The following is a 17,324-nucleotide window of genomic DNA, read 5'->3' as shown; positions in this document are numbered from 1 at the left end:
CCGGCGAAGACGCTCCAGGCGCGGCCTATAATTCGCATTCGAACCCCTGCCGCGCAGTTATCAAGCATAAAAGTTCAAATGCGCAGCGAGCCAAGCGCGCGCGGAGAGGTATAATTCGCTTTTGAAAATTACCCGAGAGTCTCCGGACCGTGTTCAGGCCGCGTCGCCTGAACCGCCATCCGCCTTTCCAAGGTCTTTCCATGCGCCGGCAGCGCCCTGCGCAACCGTTCTGTCGTCACAAGATAAAAGGAGATAGAGTAATGCCTTCGGAACAGCCCAAAATCATCTACACCCTGACCGACGAAGCGCCGGCGCTGGCCACCAGCGCCTTCCTGCCGGTCGTGCAAGCCTTCGCCGGCTCCGCCGGCATTGAAGTCGCCACTGCCGACATTTCGCTGGCCGCGCGCGTCCTGGCCGAATTCCCCGACTATCTGGCCGACGAACAGAAAGTGCCGAACACGCTGGCCGAACTGGGCAAACTGACCCAGCACCCCGACACCAACATCATCAAGCTGCCCAATATCAGCGCCTCGGTGGCCCAATTGATCGCCTGCGTCAAAGAATTGCAGGCCAAGGGCTACCCGCTGCCGGACTATCCGGAAAACCCGGCCTCCGACGCCGACAAAGCCATTAAGGACCGCTACGCCAAATGCCTCGGTTCCGCGGTGAACCCCGTGCTGCGCGAAGGCAATTCCGATCGTCGCGCGCCGCTGGCGGTGAAAAACTACGCCAAGAAGCATCCGCACTCGATGGGCGAATGGAAGCAGTGGTCGCAAACCCACGTCTCCCATATGCACCACGGCGACTTCTACCACGGCGAGAAGTCGATGACGCTGGACAAGGCGCGCGACGTGAAGATGGAACTGACCACCAAGAGCGGCCAGACCATCGTGCTCAAACCCAAAGTCGCGCTGCAGGCCGGAGAGATCATCGACTCCATGTTCATGAGCAAGAAGGCGCTGTGCGACTTCTACGAGCGTGAAATGGAAGACTGCCGCGAATCCGGCATCCTGTTCTCCCTGCACGTCAAAGCCACCATGATGAAGGTGTCCCACCCCATCGTGTTCGGCCACTGCGTCAAGATCTACTACAAGGAAGCCTTCGAAAAACACGGCAAGCTGTTCGAAGAACTGGGCGTCAACGTCAACAACGGCATGGCCACCCTGTACGAGAAAATCGAAACCCTGCCGGCTTCCAAGCGTGAAGAAATCATCCGCGACCTGCACGCCTGCCAGGAGCACCGCCCGCGCCTGGCCATGGTGGATTCGGCCAAGGGCATCACCAACTTCCACTCGCCCAACGACGTGATCGTGGATGCCTCGATGCCGGCGATGATACGTGCTGGCGGCAAGATGTGGGGGGCCGACGGCAAACCTTACGACGCCAAGGCCGTCATGCCAGAGTCCACCTTCGCCCGCATTTATCAGGAGATGATCAACTTCTGCAAATGGCACGGCAATTTTGATCCCAAAACCATGGGCACCGTGCCCAACGTCGGCCTGATGGCGCAGAAGGCCGAAGAGTACGGCTCCCACGACAAGACTTTTGAAATCCAGGAAGATGGCGTCGCCAACATCGTCGACCTCGCCACCGGCGAAGTGCTGCTGTCGCAGAACGTCGAGCAAGGCGATATCTGGCGCATGTGCCAGGTGAAGGACGCGCCTATCCGCGACTGGGTCAAGCTGGCCGTCACCCGCGCTCGCAACTCCGGCATGCCGGCGGTGTTCTGGCTGGACCCGTACCGCCCGCACGAGAACGAACTGATCAAGAAGGTCCACGCCTACCTGAAGGATCACGACACCAGCGGCCTGGAAATCCACATCATGTCCCAGGTTCGCGCAATGCGTTACACCCTGGAGCGCGTGGCGCGCGGCCTAGACACCATCTCGGTGACCGGCAACATCCTGCGCGACTACCTGACCGACCTGTTCCCCATCATGGAACTGGGCACCTCGGCCAAAATGCTGTCCATCGTGCCCCTGATGGCCGGCGGCGGCATGTACGAGACCGGCGCAGGCGGTTCCGCGCCCAAGCACGTGCAACAGCTGCTGGAAGAAAACCATCTGCGTTGGGACAGCCTGGGCGAGTTCCTGGCGCTGGCGGTGTCCTTGGAAGAACTGGGCATCAAGACAGGCAACGGCAAAGCCAAGATCTTGGCCAAGACGCTGGACCTCGCCACCGGCAAACTGCTGGACGAGAACAAATCCCCGTCGCGCCGCACCGGCGAGCTGGACAACCGCGGCAGCCAGTTCTACCTGACCCTGTACTGGGCCCAGGCACTGGCGGAACAGTCCGAGGACAAAGAGCTGCAGGCCCGCTTCGCCCCGCTCGCCCAAAACCTGGCTAGCAACGAGCAGAAAATCCTGGACGAGTTGAAAGCCGTGCAGGGCAAAGCGGCCGACATCGGCGGCTATTACCATCCCGACGCGGCCAAGTGCGGCGCCGTGATGCGCCCAAGCGCCAGCTTCAATGCCGCGCTGGCCGCCGTGCTCGGCTAAGCCCTTCCCAGTCCCCCCGGGAACTTCCCGTCCGACAAAACGCCAAGACATAGGTCTTGGCGTTTTTTTGCGCCGTGTCAGCGACGCAGGCGGCAAGCTTTTCATGATTTTTCATAGATAATCAAAATACGAGCCTGCCCAGCGGCGTGCCGTTGCGCACCCCACACTCAGGAGAGAAAGTATGAGCGTCACCCATATCAAGGTTCCGGCTAACGGCGAGAAGATCATCCCCGGCCAGCCGGCGCCCGACCATCCGATCATTCCTTTCATCGAAGGCGACGGCATAGGCGTGGACATCACCCCGGTAATGATCAAGGTGATAGACGCCGCGGTGACCAAAGCCTATAGCGGCAAGAAAAAGATTCATTGGATGGAAGTGTACGCCGGCGAAAAATCCACCCGGCTCTATGGCCCGGATGAATGGCTGCCGAAAGAAACCTTCGACGCATTGAAAACGTATTCGGTGTCCATCAAGGGCCCGATGACCACCCCGGTGGGCGGCGGCATCCGTTCGCTCAACGTGGCGCTGCGCCAGGAGCTGGACCTGTACCAGTGCGTGCGGCCTGTTCGTTACTTCAAGGGCGTGCCCTCGCCACTGAAACAGCCGGAACTGACCGATATGGTGATCTTCCGAGAGAATACCGAAGACATCTATGCCGGCATCGAATGGCAAGCGGGCAGCGACGCCGCCAAGAAAGTAATCGCCTTCCTTCAAGACGAAATGGGCGTGAAGAAGATTCGCTTTCCAGAATCCTCGGGCATCGGCATCAAGCCGGTGTCCAAAGACGGCACCGAACGCCTGGTGCGCGCAGCCATCCGTTACGCGATAGACAACGACCGCAAGAGCGTGACCATCGTGCACAAGGGCAACATCATGAAGTATACCGAGGGCGGCTTCCGCGACTGGGCCTACGCTCTGGCGAAAGACGAGTTCGGCGCGACGCCTGTCGATGGCGGCCCGTGGTGCGCGTTCAAAAACCCGAAGACTGGCCGCGACATCATGGTCAAGGACGCCATCGCCGACGCCTTCCTGCAGCAAATCCTGCTGCGCCCGGCGGAATACGACGTGGTGGCCACGCTGAACCTGAACGGCGACTACATCTCCGACGCGCTAGCCGCGCAGGTGGGCGGCATCGGCATCGCGCCCGGCGCCAACATTTCGGATCAATACGCGGTGTTTGAAGCCACCCACGGCACAGCGCCCAAATACGCGGGCCAGGACAAAGTCAATCCCGGCTCGCTGATCCTGTCCGCAGAAATGATGCTGCGCCACCTCGGTTGGAAGGAGGCCGCCGATCTGGTGATCAAGGCGATGGAAGCCGCCATCGCCGACAAGCAGGTGACTTACGACTTCGCCCGCCTGATGGACGGGGCCGTCGAAGTCAGCTGCTCCGCTTTTGGCGACGCGATGATCGCGCGAATGTAAAAAATCGCGGCGACACAAAAAGCCCGCGTTGCCGCGGGCTTTTTGAATTGGAGACCCGGCCGGCCTCAACGCCGCAGGTAATCGACGAAGGCGTAAGCCAGGCCATCGGCGCTGACGTGCGCCTCGCGGCTGTCCTCGCGCCAGAGTTCGGCGGACACCTCGGGGAAATGGGCGTCGCCCGGATACTCTCCTGCGATCTCGGTCAGCCGCAGACAGTCCGCGCTGGAGATCGCCTGGCGGTACAGCTCGGCGCCGCCGATCAAACACACCTCTTCCACCGCGCCGGCCAAAGCCAGCGCCTGCTCCAGCGAATGCGCGGCCTCCGCGCCGTCGGCGCTCCAATCCGCTTGGCGCGTCACCACGATGTTGCGGCGGCCCGGCAAGGGCCGGCCGATCGAATCCCAGGTCTTGCGGCCCATGATCACCGGCTTGCCCAGCGTCACCGCCTTGAAATGCTTGAGATCCTCCGGCAAATGCCAAGGCAAGCGGTTGTCTATGCCTATCACCCGCTTGGCCGCCATCGCCGCCACCAGGGTCAAGCGCGGCCTTCCCGCCGCCGTCATACCGCCACCGCCGCTTTGATATGCGGATGCGGATCGTAGCCTTCCAGTTCGAAATCCTCGAACTTGAAGCCGAAGATATCCTTGACCTGCGGATTGAGTTTGAGCGTCGGCAAGGCGCGCGGCTCGCGGGACAGTTGCAGCTCGGCCTGCTCCAGATGGTTGCTGTACAGGTGTTTATGGAACCAAAAAAAAACGGTCAACATAGGCTTTAGAATCCTCACTGACTGGGAGCCCACTACAAGACCCGCCATCTTAAGCGTAACCAACAAAATAAACCACCTCATCAATGTTCTACATCAAATCATGGGGTAGGAATATCGTTTTGGAGCCATGAGTGACAGCTCGTCTTGACGCTCTCTTAAGAGGAACCATACCATACGGCCAACTCATCATCACATGAGGTAAATTAGGACCGTGTCAACAAAAGCCCAGCACACCTCTGCAGCAACACTTATCCGAGTGCAGCCTACATCAAGCGTTGAGCCAATGACTGTACTTTCGAGTGGTGCGCGCCTGGGCTTATCGTTGGCAGGTAGCGGGTTCCCTATTTTTAGCATTGTGGATAGCGACGGCCTTCTCGTCCGAACCGCACACAAGTGGCTAAGTCAGTTAAGGCGACAAGCCGGCCTTACTTTTAGCATAAATACGGTTGAGCAATACGGGCGCACTCTCTCTTATCTCTGTCGCTGGATTGAACGGGCCCCGCCCTTTCCTGACCTGAGTATCGATGAAAACATCCAACTTCTGAACCGACAAGATGTTGTCTGCTGGCTCAGCGACATGGCGAGTACAGGAGCAAGCAACAAAACACTTCACTCTCGGGAAGCTTGTCTACGGCAGTTCCTTGAATGGTTGACGACACATGAAGGTGGTCGGGTTCGCAGAACAGAAGAATCACCGTGGGGACGTGACGGAACACTACGATATATAGTTGCAACACCCAATGCACGTAGCCCGAAAAGCATTTCTGCAGATACTGTGATTGGAGTTCTGAATGGCATGCATAATGAGTGCGAGAGATGCATGTTTCATGCTCAATATGATATGGGGCTACGAATAAGCGAGCTCGTTGACCTCAAAGCATCAGATATACCTGATGACCAGCTTTACGACCCAACGTTCGAATTTATCCCAATCTGTGTTAATGGCGTCAAAGGGCGAGGCGGTCAAAAAAAGGAACGAATTACTCTTATCTCGCGAGCAGTACTCAAGCGAATCAAGCGCTACCACAGTAGCCGGGAATATAAGCTAGCACCTGACTGGGATATCAACGACCCAAACAAACCCGCTTTCTTGACTGCCAATCAGCTTAAATGGAGCGCAAGAAATGCCTCCAAGCAATTCAAGGCTTCCGTGCGGCGAGCCTCCTTGCCGAATACCTTGAAAACACATTGGCTCAGGCATGGTACAGCTTTTTCAGTGCTTGGCTCAGATATGGGAAAGAGCTACCAAGATAGGATGCTGATGCTTCAACAAATGCTAGGGCATTCTCATCTAAAGACAACAGAAATATACACTCAAATATCGCCAGCTCTTCTAGAAAACCTTACAAAAAAAGGCAAAGAAATAAATCGACTTGATGAGGCTGAATATATTAGGTCGCATACTTATCTTGGTCCGTTGCAGCACAAAGAAAAAAGAGGGCACCGTGAAGAATAAAATTGTTCGGCTCAGGACGCCTCCTGCGCCAACGCTTTCGGACCCTCACGCCCAAGTCCGATGGATATTTTTTCAGATAGAAGCAGAGCATAATGAGCCCCGTGCATCAAGTTTCAGATACGCACGAAATAAATACATTGAATATTTAGATGAAACTAATGCTTATTATGAGGATTTAGCGATAAATCGGCGCGTCTACTTGGCACGATACTGGGAAGCTGATGCATTAATACGTTTCAATAAATGGCTATCTAAGCAGGAGTTAGCGAGCAAGACCAGGTACAGCCTCTACAAGTCAGTGCGTCAAGCAATGGATATGGCATACGCACTTCGCGTGATAGATTCGATTGTTTATCATGCCCCTATTTTCAAAGGAGTCCCTGAAACAAAAGTGCGTGCTGCATATACCCGTAGAGAGCAAGAAATTATCAATGCAGCCGTAGCCAAGTGGATTGACTTGGCAAATAATGTACTTCTAGGGTACACCCCCACAGGGCAAGGTATCCCTTATCGCCGCCGAATCAACCTCCTTCCACTAAATATTGATGGAAAAATTTATACAGTCTCCGAGGCTGCAGAAGAATTCTCCATTAGCCCAGCATTGATTAATAAGCGAATTCGTCAAGGATGGACTGCTCGACAAGCAGTTGGGCTAGACATGAGCCCCGCGAAATCTTCAATTAATTGGGTGTTAAATGGCACGATTTATCAATCGGCGGTGGCGGTAGCTCAAGCATTTGGGGTGACCACCAGCATTATTCATTATCGCATTAAGCGGGGCTGGACACCTGAGCAAATTGTTGGCCTAACACCTCCGCCAGAAAAAAACTCACAGAACCGAGAAAAAATAGGTACGCCTATAGTCATTACTGGTCAGAAATTCAATACCGTAAAGGAAGCATCTCAACATTACGGGCTTAATTACTCCATAGTAAAAAACAGACTTTTCCTGGGATGGACTCTGTATGAAGCATTAGAAGTGGATAGCAGAGAAGCTAATGGTAAAAAATTAACTGTAGAAGGCGTTGAGTACAAAAGTATTACAACGGCAGCGACGGCCTATGGGCTAGACCATGGCATCGTGGCCAATAGATTACGGCATGGCTACACGCCAGAACAAGCAGTCGGCATTGAACCTATCAATGTCCCTCGTTCTGATGAGAGAGCCATACTTTGGTGTTTTGAAAATATTTACGGCTGCGATGCGGCTGCAATGCGCGATGACCTTAATCAGCGCAATAGGAGCGGCTTCAATTTTTGCACGGAGAAGCGGCTTCTAAAATTGTTCAGCCGGTGGGGTGTATGGCCTTCTATTGACGACCGCTTAATCATGCCATTAGCGGTTGAAATGGGTATGTTAACAGGCCTCAATGTCGAATCACTCAAAACCCTTGAGATAGACTCGTATCAGCCTGAGCATCGTCTCACTGGGCAACCAGTTATCAATTTCAGAAAGAGACGTGCTGGTAGTACAACACGCTCAGAGGATAGAGAGCTACATCTTCCTCTACTTGAATTGGAAGAACTATACCTTGATGAGCCTGTGGCAATGAAAGTGCACCGACTTGTCCTATTAATATTAGCTCTCACTTCGAAGATAAGAGCGGAAGCGCCGACTGATTTATCTCATCGCCTTTTCATTTTTGAGGATGTGGAATTATCCAGAAAAAATAAGCAAAGAGTCATTGTTGGCCTTGACCCTCGTGGCAAAGCCTCATCCTGGTACAAGAGATTTTGTCGGGAAGAGGGATTATATGATTTATTTGGGGAGAAATTTAATTTCAATATTGCTCGATGCCGCCCAACAATGGCGACTAATATGGTCTTAGCAGGAGCAGAGCTATTCCAAGTTCAGGCTGCGTTGGGGCACGAAAACATCCAGACCACTGCGACGTACTTGGATGAACAACAGCTTAGGCCGGTCTTCAACAAAACCATGTCTGAAGCTCTGGAACAAATAGCCCATCGCTCTATCGAATTCCAAAAACACAGACAAGTACTGGATAGCGCCACCGGGATGTGCAACGAAAGTAGAAAACTTGAGTTTCACGAAACCCTATCAGGATGTGGTTGCACAAATCCTTACAACCCAAGCGAAACCATCCGAAGTATTACAAAATTCAAAGAAGGAAGCGTGTGCAAATATTGGAACATGTGCCTTCGATGCGATAGCGCGGTCATTACAGAGCATTCACTTCCCAAGCTCATTGTATATCGAAACCGGGTTTCGGCTGCACTAGAGGAAGACTCATATGCCATTAAGGCACGGAGGAGTCTTTATCAGGACGTTCTCAAGCTAATAGATGGCATACTGGCAGTTGATGTGATATTCCCGGCTCTGGTGATAGAGACAGCTCGGCGTATCGCCGCAACCTTGGATGATTTGTTGGTAGACCAACTAATTTATCAAGGAGTGTGACCTTGCAACAAACTAGAGTGCTGCCATTAATCACTGATGTTATGGCTGGTCAGGCCATATTTCGTAATGACATGCCAGTTTGGCATGGCTTCTTTGGTGATGATATTTGGCCGCTCGTCGAGCCTTCGTCTCCACTTTTCTCAGGACATGTGGCATCAAGTATCGTATGGCATGCCTATATAGTCGATGACAAAGCCAAGTGGAACTCTATCAGCCAGAGCTCAAGACGCAAGTACAAATATTGCCTTACCCAAGAAATCGTTGCAGACTTAAAAATTGCAGCCGTCATCCACGGATATTTTCCAAAACTTATTAAACATTCCAGAAGCACGAAATCACATCTCGACCCAAAAACTGTCAAAGGGCGAATTAATGAGCTGGCGAGATTTTTTTCATTAGTCATTATAGAAGGCCGCCGTAGGTTTGGCTTAAATATACTCGGCTTGGAGCAGATTCCTTTTTCTTTACTTAAGCAAGTTATTCCTATATACCCTGGCCGAAGCTCTCACCTTAAACGAGCCCTGAAATTGGTCTCCGACCCGATGGTGCAGAAGAACCTATCGGCTCCGCTGCAGTGGGGACTGCTTGACATTACGAAAGCTTCGATAGCCTGGACTACTCCAAAAAGTGCAAAGGGCATCCCCCCCCTATTGGATGCACAGTTTTTATTTCTTCTGGATTACTGCAAATGTGCCATAGCACGTTTTAAGAGAACCCTTGGGCTGGAGGTTTACGACAGCGATTGTCGTGCGGTACCGCTAGAGGACGAAGCTCAATATGCTACTTACCGTTTAGCAGTGGAGGCCTACTACACGGATAGAGTAGAGGAGGAAGATAGTTGGAATCCTGAAGAAAAATTTGGTATAACCGCATCAGAGATTACTGACTTTATCCGTGATGCTCATACGTCAGCCATCATGCTGACGCTTCTTTTTACGGGAATGCGCTCGTCAGAAACGCTTTTCCTACAGCAAGACTGTCTTACCTCTGGATACGGTTATTGGTTTCTCAAATCCAAGGTAGTCAAAAAACGTCCAAAAGACACACCAGTTAGCGAGGGTTGGCTGGCAATCGCCCTAACCAGAGATGCCTATGATGTTTTAATGTATTTTTGCAAACAAACAGAGAACAGCTATTTATTCTCAACCCCATTCCCTGGCTTCAAAAAAGGTAATATTGGCTACAAAGGCGGGACTCTCAATATAAAACTTTCCAGGTGGATAAATAGAATTGATACAAACAAATTATTCACAAATTGGAGTTTTTCTATACACCAGTGCAGAGAAACCCTTGTTTTCCAGCTAGCCAAGCAGAATGTTGGAATACCTTTCATCAGCATGCAACTTAAGCACTTCCACAGTCAGTTTAATAGCATGCCAAATGAAGTAACAGCAGGCTACGGTCAATATCGAAGTCAGCTAATACAAAGCGTGGTCAACCGTACGGCAGAAGCAAATGAAAGTGCGCTAATGGATGTTTATGGGGAAAATGCCAATTTTGCTGGGGGTGGGGGCGCAGCCCATAAAATTCGAATCGATACATTCTTTTCCGGCCTCGGACTGTTTGGAGAAGACCGAAAGCAGTACATCAAGGCAATGGCTCGCCGCGGCGTCAAGCTGATGCCAACCAGCATCGGCAACTGCACAAAGAATTTCCTTACTGCAACGGAAGACTCCCCTCCTCCTTGCTATGGAGACTATCAGTGCGACCCTACTTGCCATAGTCATGTTATCACTGAACGTGGCGCAAACGCGTTGATAGCACGTCGGCAACATGCAATAGTGGAGGCCAAAGAGGAGAACAATAAGGAATATAAGGTAATCTGGCTAGAGCTAGCAGAAAAGCTAGAATCTCATATCAACAAACTGGAGATAAGGGAGCACTAATGGCGGATAAGCGCCCTGCTGAGCTAGTAATTTATATTGAGGCTGCGGCTGAGAAAAATGATGCCCTAATCATCGCAGCTCTCACCAAGCTAGAGGCCACAAAATCTATAAATAAATTAAAGCCAACTGTATCATCCATATGCAATCTTACTGGTCTATCTAGAAATACGATTCGAAACAGACCGTGGGCTCTCGAGCGATTGAAGGCAATCAAACAGAAGCATAAAAGTGCCATAGCAGATAAAAAAGAATCAGATGCAGGGACTGATAGCCTTGACGAAACCTCTATACTTGATACGCTAAGAAAACGCGTGAAGTGTACTCTTGAGCAAAATGCACTATTATACGAAGAAGTTCTCTCTCTGCAGCAAATAATTGAAAAGAAAGATGCCGAAATTAAATTCCTAAAACATCAAAAAAGATAGCACCTTTCTTTCGCCAATACTTAGACTCAGGATTAAAAAATGAAACAATACCTCGAACTCCTCACTGATATACTTGAAAACGGCGTCGAGAAAGGCGACAGAACGGGAACTGGAACAACATCCGTATTTGGCCGCCAGATTCGTCATGATTTATCAAAAGGATTTCCACTATTAACCACTAAGAAACTTCATTTCAAGAGCATTGCTAATGAGCTCATTTGGTTTCTTAGTGGAAATACAAACATTAAATGGCTCAATGAAAATGGGGTAAAAATTTGGAATGAGTGGGCTACGGAAGAAGGCGAGTTAGGCCCGGTGTACGGCAAACAATGGACGGCCTGGCCGACCAAGGATGGCCGCACCATCAATCAAATCGATTACGTCGTTGACACGCTAAAGCATAACCCCAATAGCCGACGAATCCTGTTCCATGGCTGGAACCCAGAGTACCTGCCAGACGAGTCTCTGACACCACAGGAGAATGCGCGAAGCGGAAAAATGGCACTGCCGCCTTGCCATCTCCTTTATCAATTCTATGTCGCAAATGGTCGGCTGTCGTCGCAGCTTTATATTCGCAGTTCAGATAGCTTTCTGGGGCTCCCCTATAATATTGCATCACTAGCACTGTTAACACAGATGCTTGCACAGCAATGCGACTTGGTACCACACGAAATCGTTGTCAGTATTGGAGACCTGCACGCCTATGCTAATCACATGACGCAGATTCAGAGCCAGTTAGGCAGAGATGTCCGCGACTTACCGAAGTTGGTCATTAAGCGTAAGCCAGAATCGATTTACGACTATCGATTTGAAGACTTCGAGATTGTCGGTTACGACCCACACCCCTCTATCGCGGCGCCAATTTCCGTTTAGCATTGTAAGATTGGCCCCTCCCCTGGGGCCATCATATGCTTACGCTCCGTTTGCTGATGCCAAAAGATATTACGCGTAGATGCTAATACGGAGCCGAAGTCGCGCTCACTGAAGGTGTAGCGGCAAGTATCCGAGTCATCTAGCGATTATATCGTTAGCCCTTGACTTCGCTCAGATTCGGCCAATCCTCCGGCACTAGAGAAGGAGGCTTACTCCATGGTTCTTCAACTAGCGCATCCTGGAACCATGGGTCTCGCAGATTGGCGTGCTCAGTCACAATAATCTGGAAACCAGGAACCTCTTCCTTAGTGAAGTTAAGCAGGAAAGCGAATAGCCGTCGGACTGCGGTCAAGTCAGCATCCTCCTCGGTTTTTTCAACCGAGCCATCGACTGCCTTATAGACCTTTTCCGAAGGGAAATAGACCTGAGTTGGCTGGTCGATGATAAGAAAACGGGGAATTGGCCGGTTGTTCTTCGCCGCAAACCAATGCAGAGCTAGCAACGCTGACAAGTGATAGGCCAAGTGATTTTCACCGCCTCCCGTTCGCCCCATCGGTACGGCCCTCTCCGGTCGGTCGAATACGACAGTCAAGCGTACGAGGTCTAGCCGAGCGGGCACACCTTTGAACTCTGCTTCAAAGCCGGCGATGAAGCGAGCGACTTGGGCCGATATGCTACTCAGAATGGAGGTTAAGCGCTCTCGGCTGTTGTCAGCATCAATTTTCTCTTCAAGTGCATCAACCTTAGCTTTGAGCCGCTGGTGCTCGATTTCGCGCGCCTTGAGCTCGGAGTCAGAGACAAGATTCTCCAAAAACAAGCTAATTCGTCCAACGACACGTGCAGCTGCGTTATTCCTCGAGCCCATTTGGGACAGTAGTTCGTTCGCAGCGATGGCAGCAGACAATTCCACATCTTTGTTCTTGATACCATTGGTAGTTTCGGCAACTTTCTTCTCAAGGTCGACTAGATAAGCATCAAGTTTAGGACGCTCCCCTACGACAACCTCTAGCTCTTCGTCGAGCGACTTAAGCTCCTTCAGGAGAACCTCTGCAAGGGGAGAATTCATCGCTAGGTTCTGCTCGCAAAATGGCCACTGCCACTCTCCGGTGGAGGGATTTTTGGGAAATGCCTTGATTGATGCAAGGCGGTCCCTCTGTTCGCTGGCCTCACTCTCAAAGCCTCCCGCCTTTCGTGCAAACTGGCGTGCAGCGTCTATTCTCGACTGAACCTCACGACGCTCCTTGCGGAGGTCTTGGATTTCTTTCTCCAAGCGGCCAATACGGCCACTATCGTTGTCCGGAATCGAAGTTGGCGTCCAAGTCAATGCGGAGCGCAGCGCTTCGATGATTTCGCTTGGACCTTCCTGTTCGCGTTGGCTAGAAAGAACCCCTACCGCCATGGCTTCCGAGTAAAGGCCGATGGCCTGCTGCTGTGCTACGTCAATGGTCTCCTGAGCTTGCTCTAAGCGTTTCGAGGACAGCTTCAACTCACGCTGGGCAGCCCGCAGCTTAATTTCTAATTCGTACCTCTCGCTGGATGAAACACCCAGCAGAATGGGCAGGGTGTCTCGGATGCTTTGTGCCAAAAAACTCTCATTCTGGCGGTAGAAGAGCTGGTCCTTGTTTGCAACCAGCGTTTGCTTCTGGAAGAGATAGAAGTGGGTATGCTTGATATTCGCGTCATAACTGGTACGCGAGTTGTTCTGTGGAACATCGGTTAGATTTTCTGGAATACCGAGAAGCCGAGACAGCAGGGATTCGACGGCCTCGTCATCAGAGCTAGCTGCTAAATCCTCAAGCTGAGGAATGGCAATATCCACCCCACGGCGATACATCGCCATGCTGCAGCTCTCTCCTCCATTCGGGGGTGTGGGCTTTGCGACAAGGACCTGTTCTTGGGGGAACTGGAAGACAACGGCGAACCAAGCTACCTTATCTCGGATAACGCCCTCTGGAACATTAAATGTAGAGCGCCCCATGCAGTATTCGAGGATGTCCGAGATGGCCGATTTGCCTGTCGATGAGCGGCCCGTGATGACATTCAAACCTTCGGTAAAAAATGTGACGTCCCGGCGTTGGCCGTCCTTGCTGTAAATGTGGATTGACTTGATTTTCATGGACGAACTCCGAAGGTGGTATACACCGTGACACGGTCATCGATACGAGCAAACTCCTTTCCAACGAAGCGTGCGACCCGTTGGCAAGAGACAGACTCTGCCGTGCCGGTGTCGGACTTACGTACGAGGTTAGGAACAGTTCGCAGGCGCCCATCAGGTGTCACCAAGATGCAGCCGCGTTCCATGAGCATGCCAAATGCTTCATGAGTAAAGGGAAGTAGGTCGGCGGCTCGTGACGCAAAGTTAATCAGAAGTTTTGGGTTCTTTTCGATAACTCGAAGGAGGTAGCCGCGGTTGCCCTTTTCGAGCGTTTCACGCGACTCCTTATGCAAGCACAGAGGGAGCACCAACAACGCAAGTGAGAAAGGCATACCTTCATCGTCTAGTTCTTCATAACCACGTAACGCTTTGAAGAGAATCAAGCCGCAGAATGCTGGATTGAACAGATTGCGAACTTCAAATGGTCGCTGGTTCCAAGCCTTCATTTCTTGGCTCCCAAAGCATGTTCCAGACGCTCAAGAAAACGAGGGTGCCAATAGACCTTTGGTGGCGGGCCGAAGTTGGCGAGTATGTGGAATCCTCCACGTACGACATATGGTTCTGCCACCCTTTCTCGGATGCGTAGTGCTGCGATATTGCCGCTCTCCAGGTCCGCCCATCGGTACAAGGCCCGACCTGCTTTCACCAAGACGTCTTCGGCGCTACTCTCATCGAGTTCCTCAAAGACAACGTCGCGGTAGCGTGACCATTCATCAACCAGTCGTTCCTCGTAATCCTCAAGCTCGCCAGAGACCAATAGGTTTTCGCGAGCCCATAAAGACCGTTGTTCAAAAGCACGGTAGTAATCGAGAATTGCATTGCGGAGGCGGTCTGATGTGATACCAATCTCTCGAAGCTGTCGAACAAAAAGGCGCGAGTCACTATCAACGCTCACTCCACCGGCAGGCTCTGAGCGTCTGAAATTGATGGGAAGATTATCCGCTTGGTACTCCTCGGCGAAGGCAGCCAGCTTGTCTGATACTTCGAATCCAGTCATCGCCTCTGTGCGCTTGCCAACCAGTAGGTTGATGATGGATTCGTTCCACCATCCTTCAAGGCGTTCGAAGACCGCATCGCGATGTTCGCGCCTTATGCTGCGCATAAGGTCCTTTATCAGAGGGGGTAGGTTCTGAATTCGCGGACTGTCATCAAAAATTACGATGCGAGAAAGAAAGTCCTCTTGCTCTTTTTCATCTAGCTTTGTGAACTCAGCACCAATCGACTGAATGAGCTCCGACTTGGTTTTGGCTAAAGCGTCACGAACCAGCTCAGAGAGTGTTTTGTCTTCCTCATGAGCTATTGCTCCATTCACTAGGCGGCGCAAAAATGAGGCCTCAGAAACGGAGGCAGTTGTGAATAGGAAGAAGCGGAGGCTTGCCTCACGACGGCCATCACGGTTGTAGCGTGATAACCAAATTCGAACCGACTTCCAGAAGTCGGTTGAAAGGTCGGTGACCCGTTCTCCCTCTGCCTTGTGCTTAAGGGAGCCAAGGCTTTTGGCCCCGTTATTGTCGATGAAATCTAGGTCATCGTCTTTTTCAATCAGGACCGATGTATCTTCCGGCAACTGCAGGAGCTGAAGGAGCGCCAATCGAGGCTGATAAATGTAGCCAAGGCCTTGCTCGCCTGCCGAGAATAGGTCGCCCGAACTCGTTGACATGAATATCCACCTTGCAATGACCGGTATTGGCCTGAAGTACAGAACAACTCAGCCGTGAGCAATAATCCAGCAGCAGCAGCTAGGTCTCACCCCTCTCGCACAAAGCTTGTATTGTTGTTCTGCATGTTCATTCTTGTTGTTCACACACCATGAGGCATATGAGCAGGGGCTAAGCCTAGTCAATATTATTTGTATTGCGGCCAGCACATTTGTTATGCCAATTTCATTTTGGCAGTTTCCCACAAACCCCGTCATCAGTCCATGTCATATGTCATGCCAATGCATGTATTTGTTCAGGTGAAAGCACGCAGATTTTTCGTATGCGAGGTTGTAATGGGACGCAACAAGCGGTTCAGAACGTCTTGAGCTAATTTGAGTTGGCGGCCAGGCGTTGCCGGGCTCACAGTTAAGTTCATGCGAGTATCGTATGGCGGCAGTACGCTCAGAGGGGTGATGGTGGGCTGGGCTCTGGTTGCGGCTTGGGGCGTTGGGGCACCACGCTATCGCAGCCCCTCCCGAGAAACCGTCAACAGCAAGGTGGTGACCACATTCCCGAGGGGCTGCCGCTATGGCTTTATACGGTATCCAAATACCAAATCGTGCCGCCGTACTTTGAGTTCGGGAAGTCAGGCATGATTTCCCCTTGTTCGAAATGGCGCGCGGCGTCTTGCTTGGCCGGTGTCCACCAGAAGCCACTTTGCGGGCACGACTGACCACCCTCACACCGCCCACCTGGTGTAGCTTGTTCCCCCGTAGGCGCCGGGGTGGGTAGAGGGATATTGTCGAAGCGCGCATACCAGCTACCGGACTCCACTTCATCAAAACCATTCTGTTGCGGCAGGTAGTAGTGCAGCGAGCCCGGCTCAGTGGTCCGCACCGGCTTCACAACCCGGTTAACCGCCACATAAGGGATGGGGGCGCCATCTTCTGGTGCGCCAAGGTCAGGATACTCGCCGGCCTGAATCATCAAACCGCCCGTGTAGTGGCTAAAGGTAATCTCCGGCCAGGCTGCTAGCTGAGCGCGGATAGCACTCTCCCCACCGATTTGCTGCACGAAGCCATCACCCAGGATAGTGAGCCAGTTGGCACCCTTGATGTGGTGTTTCAACGCAAATGAACCCGCGACAAACGCCCTAGTATCGACTTCCAAACCAATGAACCGTTGGGCAAGCTCATACTCGTAGGGCATGTACTGGTGGTAGTCCGCCGGGAGGATGGGCGAGAGTCCTCCGTAGCCGTGAACGGGATTCAATTTGTCGGCAATAAATGCTACCAAGCGTTGATATTGCTCACGGCCATTGGCTGACTGCAGTAGCTCGGCCGGCAAGGTGAATTTCAGGTACGATTTATCCCCCCATCCCTCGTGAACGCCTTGAGCGGTCAGACATTGCATTGCGTAACAGGGCGCATAATCCTTGGTTTTTTCCGAGGTGATAAGCCACTCCAGCTCATCATTCGGGTCAACTAGCTCCAGGGCTTTCGTCCGGCACCGTTGGTAAATGGCCGTCGTCATTTGGCCAAACTTTTCGCCGGAAAAAAACTTCCCCTTCAGCTCAGCCCCAAACAGCTCATAAAAATAATCGAAGCACTCGACGATTTTGTGACGTACGGCCACCGTGCTGCCACCCTCGTAGAAGAAGGTAGCAATCAAGCCAGGACGAATGACCACCGTGTCGTCGCTGCCCATGGTTCCGGTCAATTCACCCTGGTACTGCTGCAGTCGCTGCAATTGCCGTGGCATTGATGTTTGTTCCATTACA

12 protein-coding genes and 1 pseudogene are annotated in these 17,324 nt (G+C 52.0%); 7 read left to right on the top strand and 6 right to left on the bottom strand.

Annotated elements, in window-relative coordinates; all coding sequences use genetic code 11:
• Positions 1 to 260: 260 nt before the first annotated feature.
• Positions 261 to 2,498 carry an NADP-dependent isocitrate dehydrogenase gene (locus DXT74_RS08180; protein WP_081554835.1) on the top strand — a complete coding sequence of 746 codons (2,238 nt, stop codon included), beginning with the start codon at positions 261 to 263 and terminating at the stop codon, positions 2,496 to 2,498.
• A gap of 181 nt (positions 2,499 to 2,679) precedes the next feature.
• A complete protein-coding gene (gene icd, locus DXT74_RS08175) occupies positions 2,680 to 3,924 on the top strand; it encodes an NADP-dependent isocitrate dehydrogenase (RefSeq protein ID WP_194427712.1) in 1,245 nt (414 codons plus the stop codon).
• A 65-nt stretch (positions 3,925 to 3,989) separates the two neighbouring features.
• On the opposite strand, the gene DXT74_RS08170 is transcribed toward icd, so the two are convergent.
• On the bottom strand, positions 3,990 to 4,487 hold the full coding sequence (locus DXT74_RS08170) for a dihydrofolate reductase (protein WP_043642241.1): 498 nt from the start codon (positions 4,485 to 4,487) through the stop codon (positions 3,990 to 3,992).
• A pseudogene (locus DXT74_RS08165) lies at positions 4,484 to 4,660 on the bottom strand (thymidylate synthase); the annotation flags it as partial. The gene DXT74_RS08170 and the pseudogene DXT74_RS08165, both read right to left, overlap by 4 nt.
• A gap of 850 nt (positions 4,661 to 5,510) precedes the next feature.
• Here DXT74_RS08165 and DXT74_RS22830 point away from each other — a divergent pair.
• From DXT74_RS22830 to DXT74_RS08140, 5 genes are read left to right on the top strand one after another with little or no spacing between them, the layout of a single operon-like run.
• Positions 5,511 to 6,146 carry a tyrosine-type recombinase/integrase gene (locus DXT74_RS22830; RefSeq protein WP_231138298.1) on the top strand — a complete coding sequence of 212 codons (636 nt, stop codon included), beginning with the start codon at positions 5,511 to 5,513 and terminating at the stop codon, positions 6,144 to 6,146.
• Positions 6,136 to 8,565, top strand: coding sequence for a tyrosine-type recombinase/integrase (locus DXT74_RS08155; protein ID WP_194427710.1), 2,430 nt, complete (start codon positions 6,136 to 6,138; stop codon positions 8,563 to 8,565). Before DXT74_RS22830 ends, DXT74_RS08155 begins: the two co-directional genes overlap by 11 nt.
• A 2-nt stretch (positions 8,566 to 8,567) precedes the next feature.
• Complete coding sequence (locus DXT74_RS08150) at positions 8,568 to 10,451, top strand: site-specific integrase (RefSeq protein ID WP_194427709.1); 1,884 nt, start codon at positions 8,568 to 8,570, stop codon at positions 10,449 to 10,451.
• Positions 10,451 to 10,876 carry a hypothetical protein gene (locus tag DXT74_RS08145; RefSeq protein ID WP_194427708.1) on the top strand — a complete coding sequence of 142 codons (426 nt, stop codon included), beginning with the start codon at positions 10,451 to 10,453 and terminating at the stop codon, positions 10,874 to 10,876. Before DXT74_RS08150 ends, DXT74_RS08145 begins: the two co-directional genes overlap by 1 nt.
• Before the next feature lie 39 nt (positions 10,877 to 10,915).
• Positions 10,916 to 11,749 carry a thymidylate synthase gene (locus DXT74_RS08140; RefSeq protein WP_194427707.1) on the top strand — a complete coding sequence of 278 codons (834 nt, stop codon included), beginning with the start codon at positions 10,916 to 10,918 and terminating at the stop codon, positions 11,747 to 11,749.
• 154 nt (positions 11,750 to 11,903) lie between these two features.
• Here the strand turns inward: DXT74_RS08140 and DXT74_RS08135 are convergent, their stop codons facing one another.
• From DXT74_RS08135 to DXT74_RS08120, 4 genes are all read right to left on the bottom strand, one after another.
• A complete protein-coding gene (locus DXT74_RS08135; RefSeq protein ID WP_194427706.1) occupies positions 11,904 to 13,865 on the bottom strand; it encodes a DUF3732 domain-containing protein in 1,962 nt (653 codons plus the stop codon).
• The gene (locus tag DXT74_RS08130) at positions 13,862 to 14,350 is read right to left on the bottom strand and encodes a three component ABC system middle component (protein WP_137008750.1); all 489 of its coding nucleotides are present in this window, start codon (positions 14,348 to 14,350) and stop codon (positions 13,862 to 13,864) included. The genes DXT74_RS08135 and DXT74_RS08130 overlap by 4 nt, the downstream gene beginning before the upstream one ends.
• A complete protein-coding gene (locus tag DXT74_RS08125) occupies positions 14,347 to 15,564 on the bottom strand; it encodes an ABC-three component system protein (RefSeq protein ID WP_194427705.1) in 1,218 nt (405 codons plus the stop codon). Before DXT74_RS08125 ends, DXT74_RS08130 begins: the two co-directional genes overlap by 4 nt.
• Before the next feature lie 574 nt (positions 15,565 to 16,138).
• Positions 16,139 to 17,320, bottom strand: coding sequence for a type VI immunity family protein (locus tag DXT74_RS08120; protein ID WP_194427704.1), 1,182 nt, complete (start codon positions 17,318 to 17,320; stop codon positions 16,139 to 16,141).
• Between the last annotated feature and the right edge of the window lie 4 nt (positions 17,321 to 17,324).

This window comes from Chromobacterium sp. Rain0013 (assembly GCF_015291765.1).
Classification (GTDB): Bacteria; Pseudomonadota; Gammaproteobacteria; order Burkholderiales; family Chromobacteriaceae; genus Chromobacterium; species Chromobacterium haemolyticum.
The sequence above is the reverse complement of the archived record's forward strand: the minus strand, read 5'-3'. Positions and strand labels throughout refer to the sequence as shown.

Bases quoted from the DNA above. Each gene is read 5' to 3' on its own strand.
- DXT74_RS08180 (WP_081554835.1), top strand. From the start codon at position 261: ATGCCTTCGGAACAGCCCAAAATCATCTACACCCTGACCGACGAAGCG.
- icd (WP_194427712.1), top strand. From the start codon at position 2,680: ATGAGCGTCACCCATATCAAGGTTCCGGCTAACGGCGAGAAGATCATC.
- DXT74_RS08170 (WP_043642241.1), bottom strand. From the start codon at position 4,487: ATGACGGCGGCGGGAAGGCCGCGCTTGACCCTGGTGGCGGCGATGGCG.
- DXT74_RS22830 (WP_231138298.1), top strand. From the start codon at position 5,511: ATGTTTCATGCTCAATATGATATGGGGCTACGAATAAGCGAGCTCGTT.
- DXT74_RS08145 (WP_194427708.1), top strand. From the start codon at position 10,451: ATGGCGGATAAGCGCCCTGCTGAGCTAGTAATTTATATTGAGGCTGCG.
- DXT74_RS08140 (WP_194427707.1), top strand. From the start codon at position 10,916: ATGAAACAATACCTCGAACTCCTCACTGATATACTTGAAAACGGCGTC.
- DXT74_RS08135 (WP_194427706.1), bottom strand. From the start codon at position 13,865: ATGAAAATCAAGTCAATCCACATTTACAGCAAGGACGGCCAACGCCGG.
- DXT74_RS08130 (WP_137008750.1), bottom strand. From the start codon at position 14,350: ATGAAGGCTTGGAACCAGCGACCATTTGAAGTTCGCAATCTGTTCAAT.
- DXT74_RS08125 (WP_194427705.1), bottom strand. From the start codon at position 15,564: ATGTCAACGAGTTCGGGCGACCTATTCTCGGCAGGCGAGCAAGGCCTT.
- DXT74_RS08120 (WP_194427704.1), bottom strand. From the start codon at position 17,320: ATGGAACAAACATCAATGCCACGGCAATTGCAGCGACTGCAGCAGTAC.